23 protein-coding genes are annotated in these 20377 nt (G+C 51.4%); 10 read left to right on the top strand and 13 right to left on the bottom strand.

Going from position 1 to position 20377, the window contains the following annotated elements; genetic code table 11:
* Positions 1-5 precede the first annotated feature (5 nt).
* Positions 6-890 carry a metal ABC transporter solute-binding protein, Zn/Mn family gene (locus DNK57_RS08570; RefSeq protein WP_192962538.1) on the bottom strand — a complete coding sequence of 295 codons (885 nt, stop codon included), beginning with the start codon at positions 888-890 and terminating at the stop codon, positions 6-8.
* Between the two features lie 116 nt (positions 891-1006).
* On the opposite strand from DNK57_RS08570, the gene DNK57_RS08565 reads away from it, so the two are divergent.
* Positions 1007-1390 carry a CopG family ribbon-helix-helix protein gene (locus tag DNK57_RS08565; protein ID WP_192962537.1) on the top strand — a complete coding sequence of 128 codons (384 nt, stop codon included), beginning with the start codon at positions 1007-1009 and terminating at the stop codon, positions 1388-1390.
* A gap of 15 nt (positions 1391-1405) precedes the next feature.
* Here DNK57_RS08565 and cobM read toward each other — a convergent pair whose 3' ends face one another.
* The 5 genes from cobM to DNK57_RS08540 all read right to left on the bottom strand — a co-directional run bounded on the left by cobM (position 1406) and on the right by DNK57_RS08540 (position 4177).
* A complete protein-coding gene (gene cobM / locus DNK57_RS08560) occupies positions 1406-2140 on the bottom strand; it encodes a precorrin-4 C(11)-methyltransferase (protein WP_192962536.1) in 735 nt (244 codons plus the stop codon).
* A 64-nt stretch (positions 2141-2204) separates the two neighbouring features.
* On the bottom strand, positions 2205-3089 hold the full coding sequence (locus DNK57_RS08555) for a DUF166 domain-containing protein (RefSeq protein WP_226891237.1): 885 nt from the start codon (positions 3087-3089) through the stop codon (positions 2205-2207).
* 11 nt (positions 3090-3100) lie between these two features.
* Positions 3101-3346, bottom strand: a complete 246-nt coding sequence (locus DNK57_RS08550) for a TIGR00304 family membrane protein (RefSeq protein WP_192962535.1) — start codon at positions 3344-3346, stop codon at positions 3101-3103.
* A 73-nt stretch (positions 3347-3419) separates the two neighbouring features.
* On the bottom strand, positions 3420-3647 hold the full coding sequence (locus tag DNK57_RS08545) for a hypothetical protein (protein WP_192962534.1): 228 nt from the start codon (positions 3645-3647) through the stop codon (positions 3420-3422).
* 77 nt (positions 3648-3724) lie between these two features.
* Positions 3725-4177, bottom strand: coding sequence for a methyl-coenzyme M reductase family protein (locus tag DNK57_RS08540; protein ID WP_226891236.1), 453 nt, complete (start codon positions 4175-4177; stop codon positions 3725-3727).
* Between the two features lie 54 nt (positions 4178-4231).
* On the opposite strand from DNK57_RS08540, the gene DNK57_RS08535 reads away from it, so the two are divergent.
* The 7 genes from DNK57_RS08535 (at position 4232) to DNK57_RS08505 (ending at position 9387) form a co-directional block, all read left to right on the top strand.
* Entirely contained in the window at positions 4232-4672 is a 441-nt protein-coding gene (locus DNK57_RS08535) for a hypothetical protein (RefSeq protein WP_192962532.1), read from the top strand.
* A gap of 12 nt (positions 4673-4684) precedes the next feature.
* Complete coding sequence (locus DNK57_RS08530; protein WP_226891235.1) at positions 4685-5269, top strand: hypothetical protein; 585 nt, start codon at positions 4685-4687, stop codon at positions 5267-5269.
* A 173-nt stretch (positions 5270-5442) separates the two neighbouring features.
* On the top strand, positions 5443-5820 hold the full coding sequence (locus DNK57_RS08525) for a roadblock/LC7 domain-containing protein (protein WP_048060853.1): 378 nt from the start codon (positions 5443-5445) through the stop codon (positions 5818-5820).
* A 2-nt stretch (positions 5821-5822) separates the two neighbouring features.
* The gene (locus tag DNK57_RS08520; RefSeq protein WP_192962531.1) at positions 5823-6998 is read left to right on the top strand and encodes an ATPase domain-containing protein; all 1176 of its coding nucleotides are present in this window, start codon (positions 5823-5825) and stop codon (positions 6996-6998) included.
* Positions 6999-7700 carry an RAD55 family ATPase gene (locus tag DNK57_RS08515; RefSeq protein WP_192962530.1) on the top strand — a complete coding sequence of 234 codons (702 nt, stop codon included), beginning with the start codon at positions 6999-7001 and terminating at the stop codon, positions 7698-7700. It begins immediately after the preceding gene.
* 1 nt (position 7701) lies between these two features.
* Positions 7702-8343, top strand: coding sequence for an RAD55 family ATPase (locus tag DNK57_RS08510; RefSeq protein WP_226891234.1), 642 nt, complete (start codon positions 7702-7704; stop codon positions 8341-8343).
* A 159-nt stretch (positions 8344-8502) separates the two neighbouring features.
* Positions 8503-9387, top strand: a complete 885-nt coding sequence (locus DNK57_RS08505; protein ID WP_226891233.1) for a tetratricopeptide repeat protein — start codon at positions 8503-8505, stop codon at positions 9385-9387.
* Between the two features lie 7 nt (positions 9388-9394).
* On the opposite strand, the gene DNK57_RS08500 is transcribed toward DNK57_RS08505, so the two are convergent.
* From DNK57_RS08500 to metG, 4 genes are all read right to left on the bottom strand, one after another.
* Entirely contained in the window at positions 9395-10372 is a 978-nt protein-coding gene (locus DNK57_RS08500; RefSeq protein ID WP_394354497.1) for an MraY family glycosyltransferase, read from the bottom strand.
* A 139-nt stretch (positions 10373-10511) separates the two neighbouring features.
* A complete protein-coding gene (locus tag DNK57_RS08495) occupies positions 10512-10976 on the bottom strand; it encodes a DUF1699 family protein (protein WP_192962527.1) in 465 nt (154 codons plus the stop codon).
* 4 nt (positions 10977-10980) lie between these two features.
* Positions 10981-12558: a DUF530 domain-containing protein gene (locus DNK57_RS08490; RefSeq protein ID WP_192962526.1), complete on the bottom strand. Its 1578-nt coding sequence runs from the start codon at positions 12556-12558 to the stop codon at positions 10981-10983.
* 37 nt (positions 12559-12595) lie between these two features.
* Positions 12596-14551 (bottom strand): methionine--tRNA ligase, encoded by a 1956-nt coding sequence (gene metG, locus DNK57_RS08485; RefSeq protein WP_192962525.1) that lies wholly within the window; start codon positions 14549-14551, stop codon positions 12596-12598.
* A 264-nt stretch (positions 14552-14815) separates the two neighbouring features.
* Between metG and DNK57_RS08480 the strand changes: the two genes are divergently transcribed.
* Together DNK57_RS08480 and priS are read left to right on the top strand one after the other, a co-directional pair.
* Positions 14816-16120, top strand: coding sequence for a DNA primase (locus tag DNK57_RS08480; protein ID WP_192962524.1), 1305 nt, complete (start codon positions 14816-14818; stop codon positions 16118-16120).
* Between the two features lie 119 nt (positions 16121-16239).
* The gene (priS, locus tag DNK57_RS08475; protein WP_192962523.1) at positions 16240-17211 is read left to right on the top strand and encodes a DNA primase catalytic subunit PriS; all 972 of its coding nucleotides are present in this window, start codon (positions 16240-16242) and stop codon (positions 17209-17211) included.
* A 91-nt stretch (positions 17212-17302) separates the two neighbouring features.
* Here the strand turns inward: priS and cca are convergent, their stop codons facing one another.
* The 3 genes from cca to DNK57_RS08460 all read right to left on the bottom strand — a co-directional run bounded on the left by cca (position 17303) and on the right by DNK57_RS08460 (position 20365).
* Positions 17303-18667 carry a CCA tRNA nucleotidyltransferase gene (cca, locus tag DNK57_RS08470; RefSeq protein ID WP_192962522.1) on the bottom strand — a complete coding sequence of 455 codons (1365 nt, stop codon included), beginning with the start codon at positions 18665-18667 and terminating at the stop codon, positions 17303-17305.
* A gap of 199 nt (positions 18668-18866) precedes the next feature.
* Positions 18867-19421 carry an RNA 2',3'-cyclic phosphodiesterase gene (gene thpR, locus DNK57_RS08465; protein ID WP_192962521.1) on the bottom strand — a complete coding sequence of 185 codons (555 nt, stop codon included), beginning with the start codon at positions 19419-19421 and terminating at the stop codon, positions 18867-18869.
* On the bottom strand, positions 19418-20365 hold the full coding sequence (locus DNK57_RS08460; protein WP_192962520.1) for a hypothetical protein: 948 nt from the start codon (positions 20363-20365) through the stop codon (positions 19418-19420). The genes thpR and DNK57_RS08460 overlap by 4 nt, the downstream gene beginning before the upstream one ends.
* Positions 20366-20377: the final 12 nt, after the last annotated feature.

Here is a 20377-nt window from a genome sequence, read left to right as displayed (position 1 = left end):
AATCTTCATCTTGTGAGGGCCTCTGCTATTGCCTCAATGTTGGCGGTGTAGTTTCCCCCGAGGGGGTCCACCACCACGACCTCTGCACCTATCTCCCTGGCAATCAGGTCGGCGTTCTTCCTGCTGAACTGGGGTGATACCAGTATAACCCTCACACCATCCCTCCGGGCTTCCCTGATTATCATGGAGAGTGTCCCTGGGCCCGGTTCCTTCCCCTCCTTCTCAATCGCCACCTGCTTTAACCCGTAATCCCTGCAGAAGTAACCCCATGCTGGATGGTAAACCAGGACGCTCTCTCCTTTCCGGTTTTCAAGGCTTTTCCTGATCCTGGAGTCAAGGCCCCTCAGCTTTTCAATGTAGAGGCCTGCGTTTTCCTGGTAGTATCTGCTTCCATGGGGGTCGATTTCCTGGAGGCCCTTCATGGTGTTGTTGACCATTATCATCGCGTTCCGTGGTGAAGTCCATACATGGGGGTCATAGGGGCTTTCAGCTGCATGGTGGTATTCTTCCTGGTTTGGGATTAGTTCTATACCCCTTGAGGTGTTTATTATCCTCATACCCGGGTTCATGCTCCTTATCTTATTGAGGTAGTGGTTTTCGAACTCGACCCCTGACCCCACTATGAAGTAGGCCCTGGCCTCTGAGACCTTCCTGAGGGTTTCTGGTTCTGGTTCATAGGTGTGTGGGTCTGCACCTGGCGGTACGAGGACAACAACCTCTGCACGGTCACCGGCTATGGCCTCAACGAATTCCTTCTGGGGCATTATGGTTACAGCCACTGTGAGTTTATCTCCCCCGCTGCTGGGGGGTGTGGCTGATGTTATGATGTACATGGCGGCCACTGATAATATGGTTATCAATGCGATGAGACCTATCTTCCACCTCTCCATCCAACCACCTTATTAATCTATGTCCACAGTACAATATAATAATTGTTAATATTCCCGATACAATTTAATAAATTTTAACATAAAGTATATAAATATTTATTAATATAGGGTCTTACATGGTTGTTGTCAGTGTTTCACTCAGTGAAAAGCTCCTTGAGGAGATAGATGCCCTGCGGGATGAGCTGGGATTTTCAGGGCGTTCCGACGTAATAAGGGTAGCTGCAAGGATGCTTATCGATGAGAAAAAGAATCTGAGCGAATTCAATGGTGAAATAAATGCTGTGTTATTCCTCATACACCCGAGGAGGGTTGAGGACCTGGTCACACAGATAAAACATGACTATGAGGATATAATAGGCACCCAGCTCCACAGCCACCTCAAGGACGGGAACTGTCTCGAGCTCTTCATAATTGAGGGTGAATCTGCGAGGGTCAGAGAACTTGCAGAGAGGTTCCTTGCCTGCGGCAAAATGAAACACATAAAGCTTGTTACCTTCTGATATCATCAAAAGGTGTCAGGGCCGGTATTCATGGCTGAAACCGGCATCATAGAGTTTGGATGGTTTGAAGTCCCCTGGTTCAAGCACTCTCCCCACAATGATCATGGCAGTCTTACCTATACCCGCAGCCCTCACCCTTTCAGCTATATCAGAGAGGGTGCCCCTCACAATCTCCTCATCCGGCCAGGAAGCCCTCTTAACAACGGCCACCGGGGTTTCAGGGGGATAGTGGGTCATGAGTTTTTCTGCAACCTCCCCTATCATATGGACACCCAGAAATATGCACATGGTTGAGCCATGGACTGCAAGCTCCTCAAGATCCTCACCGGGGGGTACAGGTGTCCTTCCAGCGGGCCTTGTTATTATGACGGTCTGTGAAATTTCAGGGAGGGTCAGCTCAGTGTTAAGTGCGGCGGCGGCTGCAAAGACAGAACTCACACCGGGTATGATGGTGTAGGGTATGCCTTCCCTCTCAAGGACCCTCATCTGCTCCTTTATGGCCCCATAGATTGATGGGTCGCCGGTGTGAACCCTTGCAACGGTCTTCCCTGCCCTGCAGGCATCCACCATTATATCTGTTATCTCCCTGAGGTCCATGTGTGCACTGTTGTGGACCTCTGCATCTTCAGGCGCATATTCCAGTATATCCCTGTTTACAAGTGACCCTGCATATATTACAACATCAGCCCTTTCGAGGGCGCGCACAGCCTTCAGTGTTATGAGTTCAGGGTCTCCTGGCCCTGCGCCCATGAATATGACGGTCCCGGTTTTTTCATCCTTAAATGTCTCTGAATTTTCCTTTTCACTCAGATTATCATCCCCTGCTTATCTGTACGGGGCCCCTCATTTTTATGGCCCCTGATGGACATTCCCTCATGCACTTCTCACAGGCACCACAGGAGAAGGGATCAACCTCTGCAGTCACACCCCCCACTATTGTCCCCCGGGATAACCTCACAAGGGGGCAGACCTCCATGCATAGGAATCCGCATTCGGCTCCCTGGCAGAATTCAGGATCAACCTCTGCATGGACACCCGGCACCCCCGCGGCCCTCTTGAAGGCCTCCCTGGTGAGGTAACCTGCCACATGGAGATGGGTATCCCCGAAACATGGATCAACCTCCATGGATGCAAGACAGGGGTAGTTGTGGAATTTTTCACCCGCCACCACGTCAACATCCTCCAGGGGGACCCCCCTTATGTTCTCTGCAACATAGAATGTTGAACCGCAGGGTGCGCTCCTTTTAACCCTCACAGACAGCACCCTCTCATTCCCATCCATCTCAACCTCGGGTTTCCCGAACCTGGATGCGAAGGTATCTATGGAGGGGTTCCCCACGGGTTCAAGGGAGCAGAAGGGTGCCGGGAAGACGGCACATTCCACCATGGAATCGATCTCAGATCTCAGGCCATCAGGGAGCTGGCCAGGGGCATGTGATTCCACAATGATACCCTCTGACCCTGATTCAGACGCTATCTCAGCTGCAACAAGGTTCATGTCACCCATGAGTCCAGCTGCAACTGTGAGGTCCGCCGCCGGGGTCCTGGCCGGGAGAAGGGATGATGGGTCATCGAGGAAATCGCTGCTCTCCCCTGTGTAGTCGAAGACAGTCATGATCTGTGGGGCGAGGCCGTGGAGTGCCATTGTGTTGACTATCCTTGCACCGTAATTACCTGCTGTCACCATTATGATCCTCAAATTTTACACCCCTATCTGTAGAAGAGGAGATATGCCACAATCATGAGGATCAGTGCCAGGACCACGCCGGTTATTGCCATTTCCCTGTCGCTCCCAAAGATTATGGGTATGGGGCCTATCATGACTACCCCGGCGGTCCTCACCTCACCCTTCTCCTTTGACTGGGAGCCAGCGTTTATGGCCCCTCCTATGAAGGTCAGAAGTATACCTGCCACTATCAGAATTATTCCTGCTGTTATGAAGGCTTCTCCTCTCATGCTATCCTCCACAGCATTATCTGTGGTAGGGTGTATTTATTGATGATGTGTGTAAAATTCAGGGATCAGTGGCTCATGGCTTCAATGGTATAGAGTATTCTATTGATACGCATTCCCATGGCTGGGTTTTGGTGTTGATGGTGGCGTAGAGTTCCATATCAGTGTGCTTGAAGAGGTCTTCACAGCTGAAATCAAGGTCATCCGACAACTTAACCGGGTATATACGGCCCCGGTTGCTCTTCACAATTATTTCTCCTTCCCTGCTTATACCTATCACGAGCTGCTTTATTTCATCTACCATTTTCAAGTCCTCCACTATAAAGTATGGTGAATCATATGGTGTCATTGATGGGCTTCATGGCTCTGGTATGTTCCATGTCATTTTCTGCCGCTCAATGACAGACGGTACTGATTTACACCATCCCTTCGTCTTACCTCCAGGAGCTTCATCTCCACCATATCATGGAGTAGCCCCTCATCCACTCCGATTTCGTCCTCAGCTGTCCATGATGGTTCCACTGCAAGCTGGTCGTATACACTCAGGAGGGACTCAATCCGCTCCCTGGTTTCATCATCAGCATCAAGGCCCTCCACTTCCCCCTTTATTCTGCGGGCTGTTTCAGTGAGGGCATCCTCATCGCAGCTGGGGATTATGCAGAGGACCCTGACCTCGTTTCTAAGGAAGTACTGGCCTCGATGGACACTGAATGTATCCTTCCGGATTATGACGCCGCCGGCGTCCTCGATGAACTCCTCAAGTTCATGGAGGTTGTGGGGGCCTCCAGTGAAGACCACAAGTGAGTACATGTTACACTCTATGCACATCAACATATAATACACCAGCGTTAGTAATATTTATATAATAAAATTTATTAATTAATTCTCATGGATTCAGAGGGTGTTGTGACAGCAGATGCCATAACATGGCTCTTCTTCACAGTGCTCATTGCATCGGTGATGGTGTCGATTGCCGGTGCAAGGCTTGAAGGTGTATACTCTGATGAGAAGCTCCTTGAGATGAGGATACTCCTAGATAATGTGGCGGAGGCAGTCAACCTTGCCACTGCAGGCGGAGCCGGTCATGAGGTGGTTGTGGAACTCCCAGAGCGCCTCAACCACACTGCAGGATACAGAGTGTTCATCAACTCAAGCGGTGTCTATGGCTGGGCAGACGGCCAGAGGGGTTTCTCCAGCATTTACCCTGTGATTGTCGCTGATGCTTATGGAAGGACCTCAGGGGTCCACCTTGAACCCGGGAGGAGGTACTCCATCAGGAACACCATCAGGAATAACAGGACTGTTATCATGGTATCAGGGGTGAGCTGAGGAGGGTCTCAGGTGCAGGATTTCAGATGGAGTGCTCTCTCATGGATCAGGGACTTCTGCACCATCATCAGGTTTGAGGTGCAGGATTTCAGATGGAGTGCATCAGGGTCCCTCAGGGGTCAGGCGGCAGCAGAGTACATGATGCTGGCTGGCATCTCAGTGCTACTGGCGATCATCTTTGCAGGGCAGATACAGTTCCACCTTGAACTGATGGAGGCCCACTCAGCTGCAAGGACAGGGGCATCTGAGGGTGCCACAGCTGACACCCTGGCTGTCTACCCGGGGGTCACCTTTGAGGAGTACCAGTCCGCTAAGCCGGAATTACTTGAGCCATCCAGTGTGAGGGTTGTGAGGGTCGAAATGATTGACGATGGCTACAGCAGCACCTACAGGATGAGAAAATTCCGTTTAAGGGCATGGCTATCTGGTCCACCCATGAAACCATCCCTGAAGGAGTCCATCTCCGACCGTGTTAACTTCTGCATGAGAAGATCCATCTCAAGGACATTCGGTACAGAGAAACTCACAAACACATACCATAACCCTGCCTTTTCAGATCACTATGTATTCACAACATCAGAGGCGGTGTGGGTGTAGTGGGTGTTTTCTGTAAATGTTGGTGGTCTGTGTTCTCTGGAGGTGGTGCGGGTTGTGGTGTGAGGCGACAAAAATCTAAAGGGATATAAATGGCCAGTAACATAATTAGTCTTTAATAATCTTCACCGGGACATGCGGCTTATAGCCGGGCACAGGCTTACTGGGGTGTATTGATGACCAAGACTAAGAAGGAAAAACTGGATGATGTGCTATCTGCTTTTATGCAGGTGGGTCAGATAAGGGCTGCGGGTATTGTTTCAAAGGAGGGGCTCCTCATAAATGCAAGGACACCCCCTGACGTTGATGCAAGGATATTCTCAGCCCTCTGTTCTACTATAATGGGCGCTGCAGAGGCCGCTTCAGGTCAGATGAACACTGGAACTGTTTCTGAGATAACCGTCAGGACCGAGAAGGGGATAATCATACTCAAACCTGCAGGTGAGAAGGCCATATTCACGGCCCTTGCAGAACCTGAGGCCCAGCTCGGGCTTCTCCTATTTGAGATGGATTCACGCGCAGCACAGGTGGATGAGATTCTCAGGGAGATGTGAACATGAAGAAGACCTACATCCCGAAACTTGATGACCTGCTGGGCGGCGGAGTAAAGGAGGGCGCATCCATCATGTTCTCAGCATCCCCCGGTGTTGACTATGAGGCCTTCGGTTACCAGATGCTCAACGGCCGCCTTGAGGAAGGGAGTGCAGGTTTCATATTCACAAATGTTGGGGAACCTGAAAGCATAATATACGAATTCAGGTCATACGGCTGGGATATAGAGTCCCGGATTGAAAATGGCAATGTTTTCTTTGTAGATGGCAGCTCACCATTCCTTGGAATGCCCTCAGATCAGCGTTACACTGTTAATGACTACTCAGAGATAAAGGACGTTGTTCTCAGGGCCATAGATGATATACCCGGCGGTGTTGGGGTAATAAACAACCTCTCGGTGATTATAGACTACCTTGGCAACGGTGAAACCCTTGAAATAGTTGAAGCCTGGAACAGGAGGGCCTCCGAACTTGAAGTGAACCTTGTCTACCTCTTCACGGAATGGGACTATGAACAGGAACTGATTGATAGAATCAGGGAGACCATGGACTGTGTTGTGGATCTCAGAACAATCGAGGAGAGGGTCATAATAGGGCAGGGTTTCATGGTGGCCAATTCAGCCTGGTCAGAGCCCCCATCAACCATGGTTCTCTTCTTTGTTGTACAGCCCGGGGGAGTGAAGGTTTATGTGCCCAAGATACTCGTAACAGGCCCCTACAACTCCGGTAAATCAAGCTTCGTCAGGGCAATAGCCACGAAGTCTGTCTCGGTCGACAGGAAGGCCCTCTCAGCTTTCCCCACCACAATTGCAATGGATATAGGGCATCTTGAATATAAGGGCTTCATGGCAGACATCTTCGGCACCCCGGGCCAGGAGAGATTTGACATGATACTTGACGTACTCTCAAGGGAGGCTGTTGGCGCATTCATACTCGTTGATTCAACCGCACCCGAGACCTTCGCAAGGGCCAAGGAGATGATAAGGAAGACAAGGGCCGAAGCTATACCCAAGGTCGTTGTTGCGAACAAGCAGGACCTCCCGGGAGCCCTCTCACCTGAGGAGATCAGGGAGAAGATGAAACTCGGAGCCGAGGTCCCCATAGTACCTGCCTCGGTGACTGAGGGGTGGGGTATAATGGAGGCCCTCGACACGCTCCTGGGACTTCTATACGGTGGTTGAATGATTGTCAGAATCCCCTCTGGAATAAGGGGCCTCGATGAACTCATGGGCGGCGTCTCCATACCTGAAAACACGGTCACCCTGGTTTACGGGCCACCAAAGGTCGGTAAATCCATATTTGCCTATGGATTTACAGCTGGTGGGGCTGAGATGGATGAACCATGCCTCTACATATCTGCAGATTACGGGATATCCGACCTGAAAAGGAATATGATGGTACTGGGTATGGACCCTGAATCCTACATGGAGAAGGAACTGCTCTATGTTATAGACGCCATATCCAGCATATCGGGGCCTTCAAGGGATGAGGGCAGCACATACTTCTCATCATCGGTCCACAACCCCACAGATATTATGGTGAAGCTGGGGGTTGCCATCAGGAACATCACGAACCGCTACAACATGTTCAGGTCAGTGCTTGACTCCCTCACAACCCTCATGGCCTTCAATGATGAGATGCTGATAGTCCGTGTTCTAACGGCCTACATAATGAGGATCAAGGAAGCCGGTGGAACAGCCATGGTAACCTACACCGAGGGTTCGGCTGATCCGAAGGTTGAAACCATGCTCAAGGCAGTTGTTGATAACATAATACACCTGGATGGATCCGAACTTACAGTTGAGGCGATGGTGGGAACAGGCAGGTTCAGCGCCCCCTACACAATAGACGATTCAGGCATCAGGGTGCTCCATGAGGGATAACATGAGCGAAAACTACAGCACAGGTATAGCTGGTCTTGATGCTATTCTCGGAGAACTTGAGCCAGGCTCCATCATGCTCTTAACGGGACCCCCAAAGGCGGGGAAGACGGTACTTGCAACCGAGTTCACCTACAGGGCCCTCCAGGCTGGTAACCCATGCCTCTTCATAGCTGCTGAATACGGTTACAGGGATCTTCAGAGGAACACCATGGCCTTTAACTGGTTCATCCAGTCATTCGCAGATAAGCTCCATGTTATAGACCTCCCAACTGGTCTTGCAGGGGGTAGACCCCAGGACTCAGGAAATGTGAGGTACTCGGCCCTCCAGAACACAACTGACCTCATGGTGAAGGTTGGAATATCAACGAGGAGCCTCTACCTGGAGGAGGGCACCATGGTATCCGTCTTTGACTCAGCATCCATTCTGCTTGCTTTCAACCCCCCGAAACTTGTCATGAGGGTTCTGAAGGCCTACAATGATCGTGTGAGGGAGGCTGGGGGCATTGCACTGGTGGTCTATACTGAGGGTGTTGCTGAGAAGGATATTGAGGATGAAATACCGGGCCTCTTTGATGTGCACATCCATATGGATGGATCAGTGATGTCCGCTGTCAGGGGCGGTGAAGGGATGGAGGCACCCTAGGATAACAGACCAGGGGGTTAACGTGGGCTGAGATTATCAATTTTATAAAATAGTGGGTATTCTCCTGGAATATCCTGATTTAACCGGGGACCTTAACGTCCGGGATAGTTATTTAAATCTTGATGGAAATAGTATTAATTATAAATCTCAGGGGCTATGATGATGATACTGGCTGTTCTTGGAATCTTTGATTTTCTCAAGGGGGAGGATGAGGATGAATCACTCGAGAAGTATCTGCGTAAGCTTGAGGATCTTCTCGAGGAGGAATTCGACACCCTCATAAGGATAGCCGGATTCTACGCTGAGGAAGGTGATGCAAGGGAGGCCCTTGATTATCTTGAAAGGGCCTACAAGGTGGCCTCCGAGATGAATGACGAGGAACTCATGGCCTTCGCACTTGACTCAATGGGCGACGTCTACCTGAGCCAGAGAAAGGTTAAGACTGCCATGGAATACTTCAAGGAGGCCCTCAGGATCTACACATCAGTGAACTCCCCTCTAAGGGCGGATCTCAGGGAGAAGATCAAGGAGGTTGAGAAGATCAAGGAAGCCATGGACATAGCCAGCATCAACAGGCTCCAGGAGGAGTCCGAATCAGGGGCCCCGGAGGTTGATGTTAAGGTAATCGAGCCCCTCCTTGACAGGCTGGTTGAGAGTGTCCAGTCCCTCAAACTCTATGATTCAGGTTCCTATGAGGATTCAATCTCACAGATAAGGGAGGCCCACCAGATAGCCAGGGATATAGGTGACACATCCACCGAGGCCTCACTCCTCTTACTCCTTGGCCTCTATTCCCTTAAGAATGAGGACTTTGATGAATCAAGGAGATACCTTAAAAAGGCTGAAGGGCTCTTCAGGAAAACAAACAATGAGCTTGGCCTTGCAGTAGCACTGGTCCTCCTGGGAACCCTTGACTTCATAAGGAATGATGCTGATGGTGTTGCATCCAGTTTCAGGGCTGCAGTTGAGATACTTCAGAAACTGGATGAGAGGGACCTGGAGTCAGTTACCCTTGAGCTTCTTAACACATTATACAGTTTTTAGGTCGTGATTAGAAGGGGTCAAGTGGGAGTATAAATGCCAGCATGACCCCCAGGAAGCCGAAGAATATCCCTATGGACCACACTATCATTACTACCTTCTTCTCGGTCATGGGCCTTCTCAGTATCCACCTTATGAGTGAGTTGAAACCCTCTGATGGTGCTATGAGTTTACCGTCCTCTGAAATTTCTGTGGGCCTGTGCCTGTGCCTCTCAACAACACCTGCACTGTAGAACTTCAGAATCCCATCCATGATGTTCGGCAGAAGGACTATGAGGGCTATTATCTTAACCCTCCCTATGAATGCAACTGATGCTATGCAGGCACCTATTATCAATGTTCCAACATCACCCGGGAAGACCCTTGATGGGTACCTGTTGTATATGAGGAATGCCAGGAGGGCCCCCAGCATGGCCATGGTTATTATTGAGACATCATATTTGCCCATTATTATACATGAGGCTGTGAGGGCAGTCATTGCGATTGAACCGAGACCTGATTCGATACCATTCAGCCCCGCCAGCATGTTGGTCAGATTTGATGCTATTGAAACGGCCACCGGCATCATGATCATGTAGAGTATACCCACCTTTGGAGGGGCGACCCATATTATTGGAAGACCTGCAAGGAAGAGGAGGAAGAGTTTTTCACGTGACGAGAGCCTCACAAGGTCGTCCACCATCCCAACAATACCGACGAGCAGTATGACCAGGAGGGTGACCATGAGTTCGTACTGGAGTTCAGGGAAGCAGTACATGCCAATGAACATACCTATGGTGAAGCCGAAGAGTATCCCGATACCACCCATCTCAGCCACTATGGGCTTCGAGATCTTATGTATATCATTACCGACAACGTTTGCCTCCTTAAGCTTATTTATGAGGCGTGGCATCACCGTGTAGGTGGATGTGAAGGCTATTATGCAGCATATCAGTGACACGAGCAGTACAGATGAATATTCAAGGGTAAGTTTTGGAATCATAGAAATCACCATGATTAATCTGACCAGAATATAATCTATTTTTCATTAGCCGCATCTGCTTTATACATTTTTGGTTCCACCAGTCGTTCTCCAGTATCACAAACTCTTTACTTACCGTCCAGGTTGGAACATCCCTCAGCCTTAATCAGCCATTCTTAAGGATATAGTATACGGTCCTGAGGGGTATCCCGAGGTCCTTTGAGATTTTCCTTGCAGGCACACCGCTCCTGGCCATCTCACGGACCCTGAGGCGGGTGTTCTTATCATACTTCCTCTTCTTACCACGTTTGAGTTTAATGTCACCCTTGAGGTAGTACACCGTTTTGAGGGGTATGTTGGTAATCCCTGAGATCTGTTTGGGAGTTTTTCCCTCCATTAGGAGGCTCTGAACGAGCTTAACATCCTTATCCGTGTACTTCCGCGGTCTCCCCATTCTCTTAACAGGCTTCACCTTAACTCCAAGTTCCTCAAGGGCATCAAGGTACTTCCCTGAGGTCCGGTGATAGAGGCTTATTGGGCAGGTGATCTCCTTGAGGTCAGGGTTCTTCTCAAGGAGCTCTATTATCCTCCTTGAAGTCAGCGGCTGATTCACATGAATTTTCTCTGCCATGGGATCAATCACCTTTTATGAGATTCAGGAACATCTTCGCACGGTCAGTTGAGGGTTTACCAAGGTTTTCTATGTTCCTTTTCTCCTCAAGAACCTCCTCCACCCTTACCTGGAAGATCTCAGCGCAGGTTTCAATGTCAACCCCACCCTCCATGTGGAGCACAGCGGCACCGAAGGCGAGGGGGTTCGGTTTCATGTGGAGTCCCTTCATCTTCTCCTCTATCTCAAACTTCTTAAGGAGAACATCCCCAAGGTTATCGATGTAGACCATCCCCCCATCCCAGCAGGTGTTGAGGAGTTCCACGGCTTCCCTGCTGATCTCATCGAAGGTCCTCACCTGGCTCCTGTCAAGTACCGGCCGAAGGTTTGGGAAGGGCCCTGAGTGCTTCGACCTCCTGTCCAGGGATGTGCCAAGGTAGTAGAGTGCAACGTCCCAGAGGACGAGGTTAACAGGAACATCCCCGAAGAGTTCCCTCTTAACCTCCTCCATCACCTCAAGGTCCTCCCTGAGTTCCCGGTTCAGCCTCCCGCTGGCGTCCCCGAGGCCGGCCTCATGGAGGAGGGTGTGCATCCTCTGGATCCTCACATCACGCAGTTCATCCTCCGAGAGCCTCAGGTCAGGCGAATAGGTCCTTGCCTCGAACTGTATCCTCCTGTACCTCTTAACGGCATCATAGTCCCGCAGCTTCTCAGTGTAGACCCTATCCCTTATATCCATTATTATGTCATGTGATAGGCCTGCGTATCCAAGGGCCAGGGCCGTCCTGGTGTAGCGGTCGTTTATTATGCTGGACTTCTTCCTGTGGAACTGTATAAGTTCTATCCTCACGTTTGGACCGTACCTCTGCCTCAGCATCCTCTCATAGTCGTCATCGTCACTGTCAATGGTTATGCGCCTTCTTATCCACCGCCCATCCTCAAGGACCTTTATCACGAGGGTGGCTGATCTCACAGCCCCCTTCTTCTCATTCTTCAGTAGCCTCATTATCTTCTTGAAGGCCTTCCTGGCCCAGAGGCTCAGCTCTGACATCTTGACCATGTAGTCACCTGAGAGGGGAAGGTGGGGTATTATTTCGGGCCGGCAGATGGTGGATCCACTGAATTCAACCTCCATCATCCCCGAACCGCATGGGCACATCACACCATCCATCACGTCCCGGTATTCAACCTCATAGAGCCGTAGGGACCTTGAGCAGTCAGGGCACCGCAGAAGGGCGTACTCCTCAAGGTTTCCAAGGGCTATCCTGTGGGATGAGATGGCTGAGTTCACCCTGTCAAGGAGGTTCTTCTTTGCAGATGCCTTCATCCGGAAGTACTGGGCGTGCCTTTTTATGTCATGGACGTCCTCGGCGATTTCAGAGGAGTACTGGCTACTGTACCCTGATATCGATCTGAAGGGGTACTTGAACCCCCTCAGCTCCATGGCCTCCTTGAGATCCTGAAGTTCCTCGAGGTTCCCCCTCAGGTAGGTGTACAGGCCAATGAATCCTTCCCTGGACTTTAAATCATCCAGTGAAACCTTCCTGTCCCTTATACTCTCAAGGAACCTCTCTGACCTTGCAATGAGACCTGATTCATTCATTTACCATTCTCCAGACACAAGGTACAGGGCCTTCCAGTCACATTATCCTTTCACCGACTCCGGCGTCCCCGGGGTCAAGTATGTTAAGGGAGTCACCTGTGGCAAGTACCATCCCCTCTGACTTCACACCGAAGAGTTTCGCGGGTTTGAGGTTCACAAGGACTGTAACCTTCCTCCCAACCAGATCATCGGGGCTGTATTTCTCTGCAAGTCCTGCAACAACCTGCATCTCCCTCTCACCCACATCTATCATGAGTTTCAGTAGTTTATCTGATCCCTCTATCCTCTCGGCTGACCTTATCACGCCAACCCTGATGTCCATCCTTGCAAAGTCGTCGATTGTCACGGTTTCCAATTCATCATCCTCCTCAACGAGTTTTGATTTCTCCTCCTCAATTACCTCGTCGGGTATCTTGGAGAAGAGGGGCCTTGCCCTCTCTATAACCTGCCCCTCCTCCAGTTCATGGAATCCCCAGGATTCATCCTCCAGGTTCATGATGGAGAGTATCCTGCCGGCTGATGATGGCATGAAGGGCCTCAGGAGTTTCCCGATGTTGGCTGCCAGGAGGTTGCAGAGGTACAGGCAGGTTGAGGCCCTTGCTGGTGACTCCTTAACCGCCTTCCATGGCTCCTGGTCATTGAAGTACTTGTTACCCTTCTTGGCAAGTTTAATTATGTACATGAGTGCATCCCTGAACTGAAATTTATCCAGGAGTTCACCCACTGCATCAGGGGCAGCCCTGATGGATTCAAGGAATTCCAGGTCCTCAACTGTAAGTTCACCTTTACCAGGGACCCGCCCATCAAAGAACCTCCCTGTGAATGAGAAGGTCCTGTGGAGGAAGTTACCGAGGACATCGGCCAGTTCATCGTTAACCCTCCTCTGGAAGTCATCCCATGAGAAGTCAGTGTCCCTGGTCAGGGGTGCGTTAACTGTGAGATAGTACCTCAGGAGGTCCCTGTCAAAGCTTTCAAGGAAGTCTGATGTCCAGACCACCCAGTTTTTACTGGTGGACATCTTCTGACCCTCAAGTGAGAGGTACTCCCCGGCTACTATGTTCTCGGGGGTCCTGCAGCCATAGGCCATGAGGAGGGCAGGCCAGAATATGGCGTGGTGGTATATTATGTCCTTTCCTATGAAGTGGATGGCTCCGGAGTCCCAGTATTCCCTCCAGTCACGCCCTGTTCTCCTGCTCCAGGCGGCTGCAGATGATATGTAGCCGAGGAAGGCCTCCCCCCACACGTATATGATCTTACCATCGTTACCCTCCAGGGGTACAGGTACACCCCATTCCATGTCCCTTGTGAGTATCCAGTCCTTAAGGCCCTCACGGAGCCACTGGAGGGCGTAATTCCTCACGTTTGATGGCATCTCTGAGCCCTCGATCCACTCCCTGATTTCATCCTGGAACTGGCTCAGCCGGAAGAAGTAGTGCCTGGAGTCCCTGACCTCCGGCTCTGAACCACAGACCATGCAGCGCGGATCCTCAAGCTGCAGCGGCTCAAGGTGCCTCCCGCAGCCCTCACAGTGGTCTCCGCGTGCACCCTCACTTCTACAGTAGGGGCAGGTACCCTCAACGTACCTGTCAGGGAGGAATCGCTGGCAGTCCTCACAGTAGAGCTGCTTTATGTCCTTCTCATATATGAAGCCCTTCCTGTAGAGTTTAAGGAAGAATTTCTGGGCTATCTCATAGTGGAGCTCGTCTGTGGTCCTGGTGAAGCTGTCAAAGGATATGTCACACTTCTCAAGGTCCTCCCGTATCATCTCATGGTAGCGTGTGGCGACCTCCAGGGGATCCCTGCCCTCTGACTCTGCCTTCACGGCTATGGGGGTCCCGTGTTCATCGGTGGCGCAGACAAAGAGGACATCGTCGCCCCTGAGTCTCCGGTACCTTGCATATATGTCTGCCGGTATGTAGGTTGACCTCAGATGACCGAGATGCGTTGGGCCGTTGGCATATGGAAGTGCGCAGGTGATAAATACTTTGCTCAATTCAAACTCCTCCTTGAATCATGAACCAGATAAGAATAAGACGGGCTGATTTAAGGCAATTAGGTCCAGTTTAATTTACGGTTTACTTCTATATAAATTTATGTGAGTCAATGCGTTGCTCCCATATTCCCGGCAAGAGACTGCGCGGCCATGATCCGGGTAAAAACGCACCTGAAGGCCCTATCAACCGGCGGTGCACGCGGCCCCTGGTTAATGATGGAACACTTCGATACCTTTATGGGCCAACCGGTATAATGATTAAACATGGTATCTTCACTCTTCATAAACCCCTTCTCAGAGGATGCCAGGGAAATCGTGAGGAACTACGGATCACTGGACACCATATCAGATGCAGTGGACGGGATCATGGAGATAGCCAGGCGCACACGCGGACAGAACCTCTCAGACAATTCACTCCTCCCGGGCAGCATAACTGAACTTGCAGTTAAACGCCTGGAATGGTACCTCAGGAGGCAGAGGAAGGATTTCAACCACGGGGACTACGCTTACCTGATGAACCCTGAGATTGAGGAGTACGATGTTCTGGCCTTCTATGTCCTGGCCCAGGCAGCCGGCGCAGGGTTCAGGAAGGCCTCAAGGGAGGCCAGGCTGGTGGTTGAATCTGCCGGGGCCATGGTGGAGGACCGCCTCAACATCCTGGGGACTGAGAGGGAGGAGATCATAGCTGAGGTCCTCTATGAACTCGGCTCAGAGGGCCTCAGGTGGACTGAGCTGGCTGACCTCATGGGGTCAGGGAAACTGAAACTCACAGACCTCATCCTCAACCAGGGGAGGGTCATAATAGACAGGGACGAATTCGTAACCACCTTCCAGGACAGCATAAGGGACAGGAGCCCTGATAGACTCTACGACATCCTCGTAGGCCTTGAACTCAGGGAGACGATGATATCCCGCATGATAATGCAGAGGACAGAGGACTACATCGGGAGGGTCAGGGAGATGAGTTCAAGGGTTGAGGTCCACCCCCTAATACTTGAAACAGCAGAGAGGATAAGGGAGACCGTGGAGGCGATGACCTCATTCACAGGGGGGCCTGTTAAATCTGCAAGGCCAGGTAAACTTGTGCCGGAGGCCTTCCCACCATGCATAAGGGGGACACTGGATGGGGTTAAGTCTGGTAACAGGAACGACGCCATAGTCCTCCTTCTAACGTCCTTCATATCCTATGCACGCCTCTACCCCTCGGTATTCAGGGACAGGACCCCCCTGAAGGTCTCTGACCTTGACCCTGACCTCGGGATAACCCTGGGGGAGATACTGCCCGTGATCTATGAGGCCGCCGATAGATGCGAACCACCCCTCTTTGAGGATGACCCGCAGGAGAAGCTGAACATAACTGCAAAGCTGGGCTTCGGTGTCCATGACATGCCTGAACTGGAAAATGAGGGCGAAAGTAAATGGTACACACCCATGAGCTGTGAGAAGATCAAGATACACCTCCCGGACCTCTGCAGGCCGGATGAACTCTGCAGCAGCATCTCCAATCCACTGACCTACTACAACAGGAAGAGGTGGAAGCTCAGATCAACCGGGGAGAAGGAGGAATGATGTTTGAGGCCCCTTCTGGTTGAGTATCCAGGAGGCTTCCTTCACGGAAGGAATGAGGGTATTGTTCGAACTAGGAGTGTCCGGGGGATGCCGGACCCCGATAAAGTTAGTAAGGAGGAATGATGGTATTGTTCGAACCGGCAACACCCCTTGAGAGGAAGAGGTACTACCGTGAGGAGTGGAACGTCAGGGAACTCCCGGCATTCATAGCCGATAACATCCACCTGAGGGAATTCGGGTTCGACCACAATGGAAGGGGACCCAGTGACAGGTACAGGGTCTTCAGGGATGAGAGGAGCCTATCGAGGTTCATGAGGGCCCGATTCCCCTTTGCAGCCTACTCATCGGTGGCATTCTACAGGGAACCCGGGAGGAGGAAGGGCTGGCAGGGGTCGGAGCTCATCTTCGATGTTGATGCCAAGGACCTCCCGGTGAGGTCATGTGAATGTGATGGTGTATGCCCAACCTGCCTTGATGAGGCGAGGGAGCTGGTCCTCATGATGGTTGACACCCTGAGGGGGGACCTGGGCCTTGGCGACATCCATGTGATCTACTCGGGTAGGGGATACCATGTGAGGGTCCTTGACCCTGATGTCATGGAGCTCGGCTCGGAGGTGAGGGCTGAGATACTGAGGTACACTGCAGGTGCAAGGGAGCCGCGGAGGAAGTTTACTGATGGTGTCTTATCCTATGAAATGGAGCACTTCTCCATACCACTGGGATATCACAGGGTATTCACTGAGAGGGCCAGGCATGTGCTTCTACATATGAGGGGTGATGAGGAGATGGAGGATGTCACTGCAAGGACAGTTAAGGATGCGGTTAAAAACAGGGATCTCATCCTTGAGGACAGGTGGGGTGACTTCAAGGCCATGATCGGCCCAAGGGTCTACCCGAGGCTTGTTAAGGGGATATCGAAGATTAACATGAGGATGCTTGATGCCAAGGTGACCATTGACCTCAAGAGGATACTGAGACTCCCAACATCCCTCCACTCAAAGGTCAGCATGATCTGCATGGAGGTTAAGAATCCAGAGACCTTTGACCCCCTTAAAATCGCCGTCCCCAGGTTTGTGGATGAGAGGGAATAGTTTTTTTGCAGGTGGGGGTTAATCAGGGCTGCTTGGATGAGAGGGAATAGTTTTTTTCTGGTTCAGGGGCTGCATAGGATGGGGTAGCGGATCATCTTTCAATGGCCTTCCAGGGGTTCAGGAATGCATCCATGAACTCCAGGAATCCGGGTTCAGCTTCTTCAATCACATCATCAAGGAGATCAACACTGAAGCCCCTCCGGACCTCCTCACCTATGTGTTTACCCATCCTCAACCGGTCCGGCTTTGATAGCAGGTCCCTCAGGTATGAAACTGCAGATCTGTGCCTCCTGGGGGATTCGATGGTGAGTCTTGATCCCTCAACCCAGACCCTCTCATGCTTTCCCAGGAATCTGTCCCTGTGTCGCCGGGACCATACAGGGGGACCATACCTCTTCCGGTAGGAGGGGAGCTCCCATACCTCCATCTCAAGGACCATAAATGCCGAGGTGCTCTCATCACTCCAGTAATCAGCATCCAGGACAGAGAAACCCTCAGCCTCAAGGTTCTTAACCACGGAGTCAAGGGTCTTCCTCAGCTGGGGGTAGAGGGCGTCTGAGGGTACATCCGGGGCCCCCGTTGAGATGACGATGACCCTGGAACCCCGCCCCCTGAGGGTCCCGGTTATTTCAGCGGCATCTCTGGCGTAGGTGGGGGGTTGAAAGTATTCTGGTTTCGGGTTCCCCAGGAAGTTCAGGGATGCTGTTACAAATTCAGCCATCCTCTGGAGTGTAAGGGCTGCTGCAACGTTCCTGTTCCTGTCAACCGGGTCAACCACCACCAGGGGCTCCTCGAACCCCTTCCCGGTCCCGTGGCCCTCAAGGTCTATTATGTAGCCGGGCCTCCAGTCAAGGGCGCCCTGGAGGACCCCCTCAAAGTCGCCGTAGTGGAGCACCAGTAACTCTGCAAGGTAACCTGCGAAGCCACCAACCCGGAACTCTGAACCGTAGGTACCTGTTGACTTCATGAACTGCTTAAGGAGGAGAACATCATCCCTCTGCTCATCCCTGAGGTTCTCCTGTATGTACCTGGTGTGGAGTATGGTCCTGTCAACGGCTGACCTTAGCATGGATGAATCATCTATCCTGTAGCAGGGCACAAAGTCCACCTCATAGCCATCGATGTGGCCGGTTACATAGGGGTGGGATGCGTATCTCTCCTCGGCTTCACCACTGAACCTTTCTATGCATCCATAGCCAAGTCTGAGGCCCTTCTCCTTGAGCTCATCCTCGGGGGTCGTGAGTGGGAAGTGTATGAATATGTCTATGTCCGCTGCACCTGAAAGCCAGGTCCCCTTGGCAACTGAACCCACGAGGACGGCCTCAGCATCCATCCCCCATTCATCTGCGAGTCCATTAAGGCAATCAACGAGACTATCTGATAGTTCCATGACCCGCCGGTATTCCTCACCGTCGGGTTTTATGGTCTTTAATATGTTGCTGTAGTCCATGATCATAGATCATCATCACCGTCGGCTTTATGCTGCGGTCCTATATTGACCGGTTCGACTATATCAGGGTTTTATATGTTGCAGTTTACAATAAATTGAGTTAAAATGGACAGGAATGTGCCAGTGTCTGCTAGGATAAAAGTTCTGTCTGCTATCAGCGGCCCTGGATTAAAATTTTTGAAGTTAAATTCATCGTTCAGCAGACCTAAAGTCTGAAGACCTCAATATCAGAGTAGACTGGCCCGGCAGGTGTGAGTTCGCTCCTCTTGAGTGAAACCTCACTGACCCTCATTGATCCCACCTCAACGTCTTCAAGCTCCCCTATGAGCTCAGCGAGTTTGTCCCTGTTCCTGGGTCCCTTAACCCTTCCAACAGTGAGGTGGGGTACGTAGTCCCTCTCAGGACGGAAGCCCATCTTAACGAATTCCATGTCAAGGTTCCTCTGAAGATCTGAGAAGGTTTCAGGGTTTTCAACTCCGAGCCAGACCACACGTATGTATCTGGGGTTCGGGAAGACACCAGCCCCCCTTATGCTGATTTCGAAGGGCTCATAATTCCTGAGGGTCTCCCTCACTGCATCCTCTATCCTCCTGAGCTTACCCCCACCAACATCACCGAAGAACTTGAGGGTGAAGTGCAGGTTCTCTGGTTCAACGAATTTGACCTGGGCATCCGCAGATTTGAGGGTATCCTGTACCCTGGATACATGGTCCCTGAGTCCCTCATCGAGGTCAACTGCAAGGAATGCTCTGACCTTCATGACTTAACCTCCCCTTCTTCAAGGCCTCTGAGCCTTTCAAGGCTCTCCCCTGGTGTTTCGATGGTGTTGAGGATGTAAATGTCCACCCTGCTGAAGAGTTCCATGAAGAAGTCCCTCCTGAGCCTCATTTTCCTCTCATCCCTTATGAGCTGGTGGGGGTTGCAGAAGTCGTTCCTGGCCATGTACTCCAGGCCCTCCCTGGCCTTCAGCCTCCTTACCGGGGGGTTCTCAGGGTCTCTCTCAAGGAGGACGACCCTCCTGAGGGTTGTGGAGTCCCTTATCCTGTCCCCGAAGAGCATGCCAACATCCGCAACACCCCTCCCCATGCTGTCAAGTTTAACAGATCCTGTGATGTCCGAGTACTCACCCCAGACATCCCCTATGTCATCCCGTATGTAGGAGTTCTTCTCTGAGGCGTATACCAGGACGCCATTCTCAAAGAGGCGGGTGAAGAACCAGTCATCTGATATGTAACTGTAGTCCCTGTCAAGGAGGAGGCCGTAGGTTAGGGTCGTCTTCCCTGTCCCGGGTGGGCCGATGATCGCCATGCCCTCCCCATTCCTGTCAATGGCTGAACCGTGGACAGAGTAGCGGCGGTGCTCTGAGTGGTACTCCTCAAAGAAGTCTGAGACCGCTGCAAGGGCTATGCTCTTAACCCAGCCATAGTAGTCGCAGTTCCTGATTATCACTGTCCTGGATAATGGTTCATAGAGCACCTCCAGCGCCCCACCATCCGAGACCGCGAATACCTTTGCATGGGGCCTCACATCATCACTCATGAATTTGAAGTTATCCTCCCACTCCTCCTTGAATGAGGCATCATCTGTCAGGAGTTTGACGCAGGCACCGTGAAGGTTGGCCTTCCTCTCAAAAAACCTAAGATCTGAGAGTTCGGACAGGATCTCATCCTTCTCTGAGGGCCCTATAAGCTTCACATCGTACATGCCATAATCATC

The organism is Methanothermobacter thermautotrophicus (genome assembly GCF_014889545.1).
Classification (GTDB): Archaea; Methanobacteriota; Methanobacteria; order Methanobacteriales; family Methanothermobacteraceae; genus Methanothermobacter; species Methanothermobacter thermautotrophicus_A.
Note: the sequence above shows the minus strand (reverse complement) of the source record. Positions and strands in the feature narration are given on the sequence as shown.

Bases quoted from the DNA above. Each gene is read 5' to 3' on its own strand.
- DNK57_RS08570 (WP_192962538.1), bottom strand. From the start codon at position 890: ATGGAGAGGTGGAAGATAGGTCTCATCGCATTGATAACCATATTATCA.
- DNK57_RS08565 (WP_192962537.1), top strand. From the start codon at position 1,007: ATGGTTGTTGTCAGTGTTTCACTCAGTGAAAAGCTCCTTGAGGAGATA.
- cobM (WP_192962536.1), bottom strand. From the start codon at position 2,140: ATGGGCGCAGGGCCAGGAGACCCTGAACTCATAACACTGAAGGCTGTG.
- DNK57_RS08550 (WP_192962535.1), bottom strand. From the start codon at position 3,346: ATGAGAGGAGAAGCCTTCATAACAGCAGGAATAATTCTGATAGTGGCA.
- DNK57_RS08545 (WP_192962534.1), bottom strand. From the start codon at position 3,647: ATGGTAGATGAAATAAAGCAGCTCGTGATAGGTATAAGCAGGGAAGGA.
- DNK57_RS08540 (WP_226891236.1), bottom strand. From the start codon at position 4,177: ATGTTGATGTGCATAGAGTGTAACATGTACTCACTTGTGGTCTTCACT.
- DNK57_RS08535 (WP_192962532.1), top strand. From the start codon at position 4,232: ATGGATTCAGAGGGTGTTGTGACAGCAGATGCCATAACATGGCTCTTC.
- DNK57_RS08525 (WP_048060853.1), top strand. From the start codon at position 5,443: ATGACCAAGACTAAGAAGGAAAAACTGGATGATGTGCTATCTGCTTTT.
- DNK57_RS08520 (WP_192962531.1), top strand. From the start codon at position 5,823: ATGAAGAAGACCTACATCCCGAAACTTGATGACCTGCTGGGCGGCGGA.
- DNK57_RS08515 (WP_192962530.1), top strand. From the start codon at position 6,999: ATGATTGTCAGAATCCCCTCTGGAATAAGGGGCCTCGATGAACTCATG.
- DNK57_RS08510 (WP_226891234.1), top strand. From the start codon at position 7,702: ATGAGCGAAAACTACAGCACAGGTATAGCTGGTCTTGATGCTATTCTC.
- DNK57_RS08505 (WP_226891233.1), top strand. From the start codon at position 8,503: ATGATGATACTGGCTGTTCTTGGAATCTTTGATTTTCTCAAGGGGGAG.
- DNK57_RS08495 (WP_192962527.1), bottom strand. From the start codon at position 10,976: ATGGCAGAGAAAATTCATGTGAATCAGCCGCTGACTTCAAGGAGGATA.
- DNK57_RS08490 (WP_192962526.1), bottom strand. From the start codon at position 12,558: ATGAATGAATCAGGTCTCATTGCAAGGTCAGAGAGGTTCCTTGAGAGT.
- DNK57_RS08480 (WP_192962524.1), top strand. From the start codon at position 14,816: ATGGTATCTTCACTCTTCATAAACCCCTTCTCAGAGGATGCCAGGGAA.
- priS (WP_192962523.1), top strand. From the start codon at position 16,240: ATGATGGTATTGTTCGAACCGGCAACACCCCTTGAGAGGAAGAGGTAC.
- cca (WP_192962522.1), bottom strand. From the start codon at position 18,667: ATGATCATGGACTACAGCAACATATTAAAGACCATAAAACCCGACGGT.
- thpR (WP_192962521.1), bottom strand. From the start codon at position 19,421: ATGAAGGTCAGAGCATTCCTTGCAGTTGACCTCGATGAGGGACTCAGG.
- DNK57_RS08460 (WP_192962520.1), bottom strand. From the start codon at position 20,365: ATGTACGATGTGAAGCTTATAGGGCCCTCAGAGAAGGATGAGATCCTG.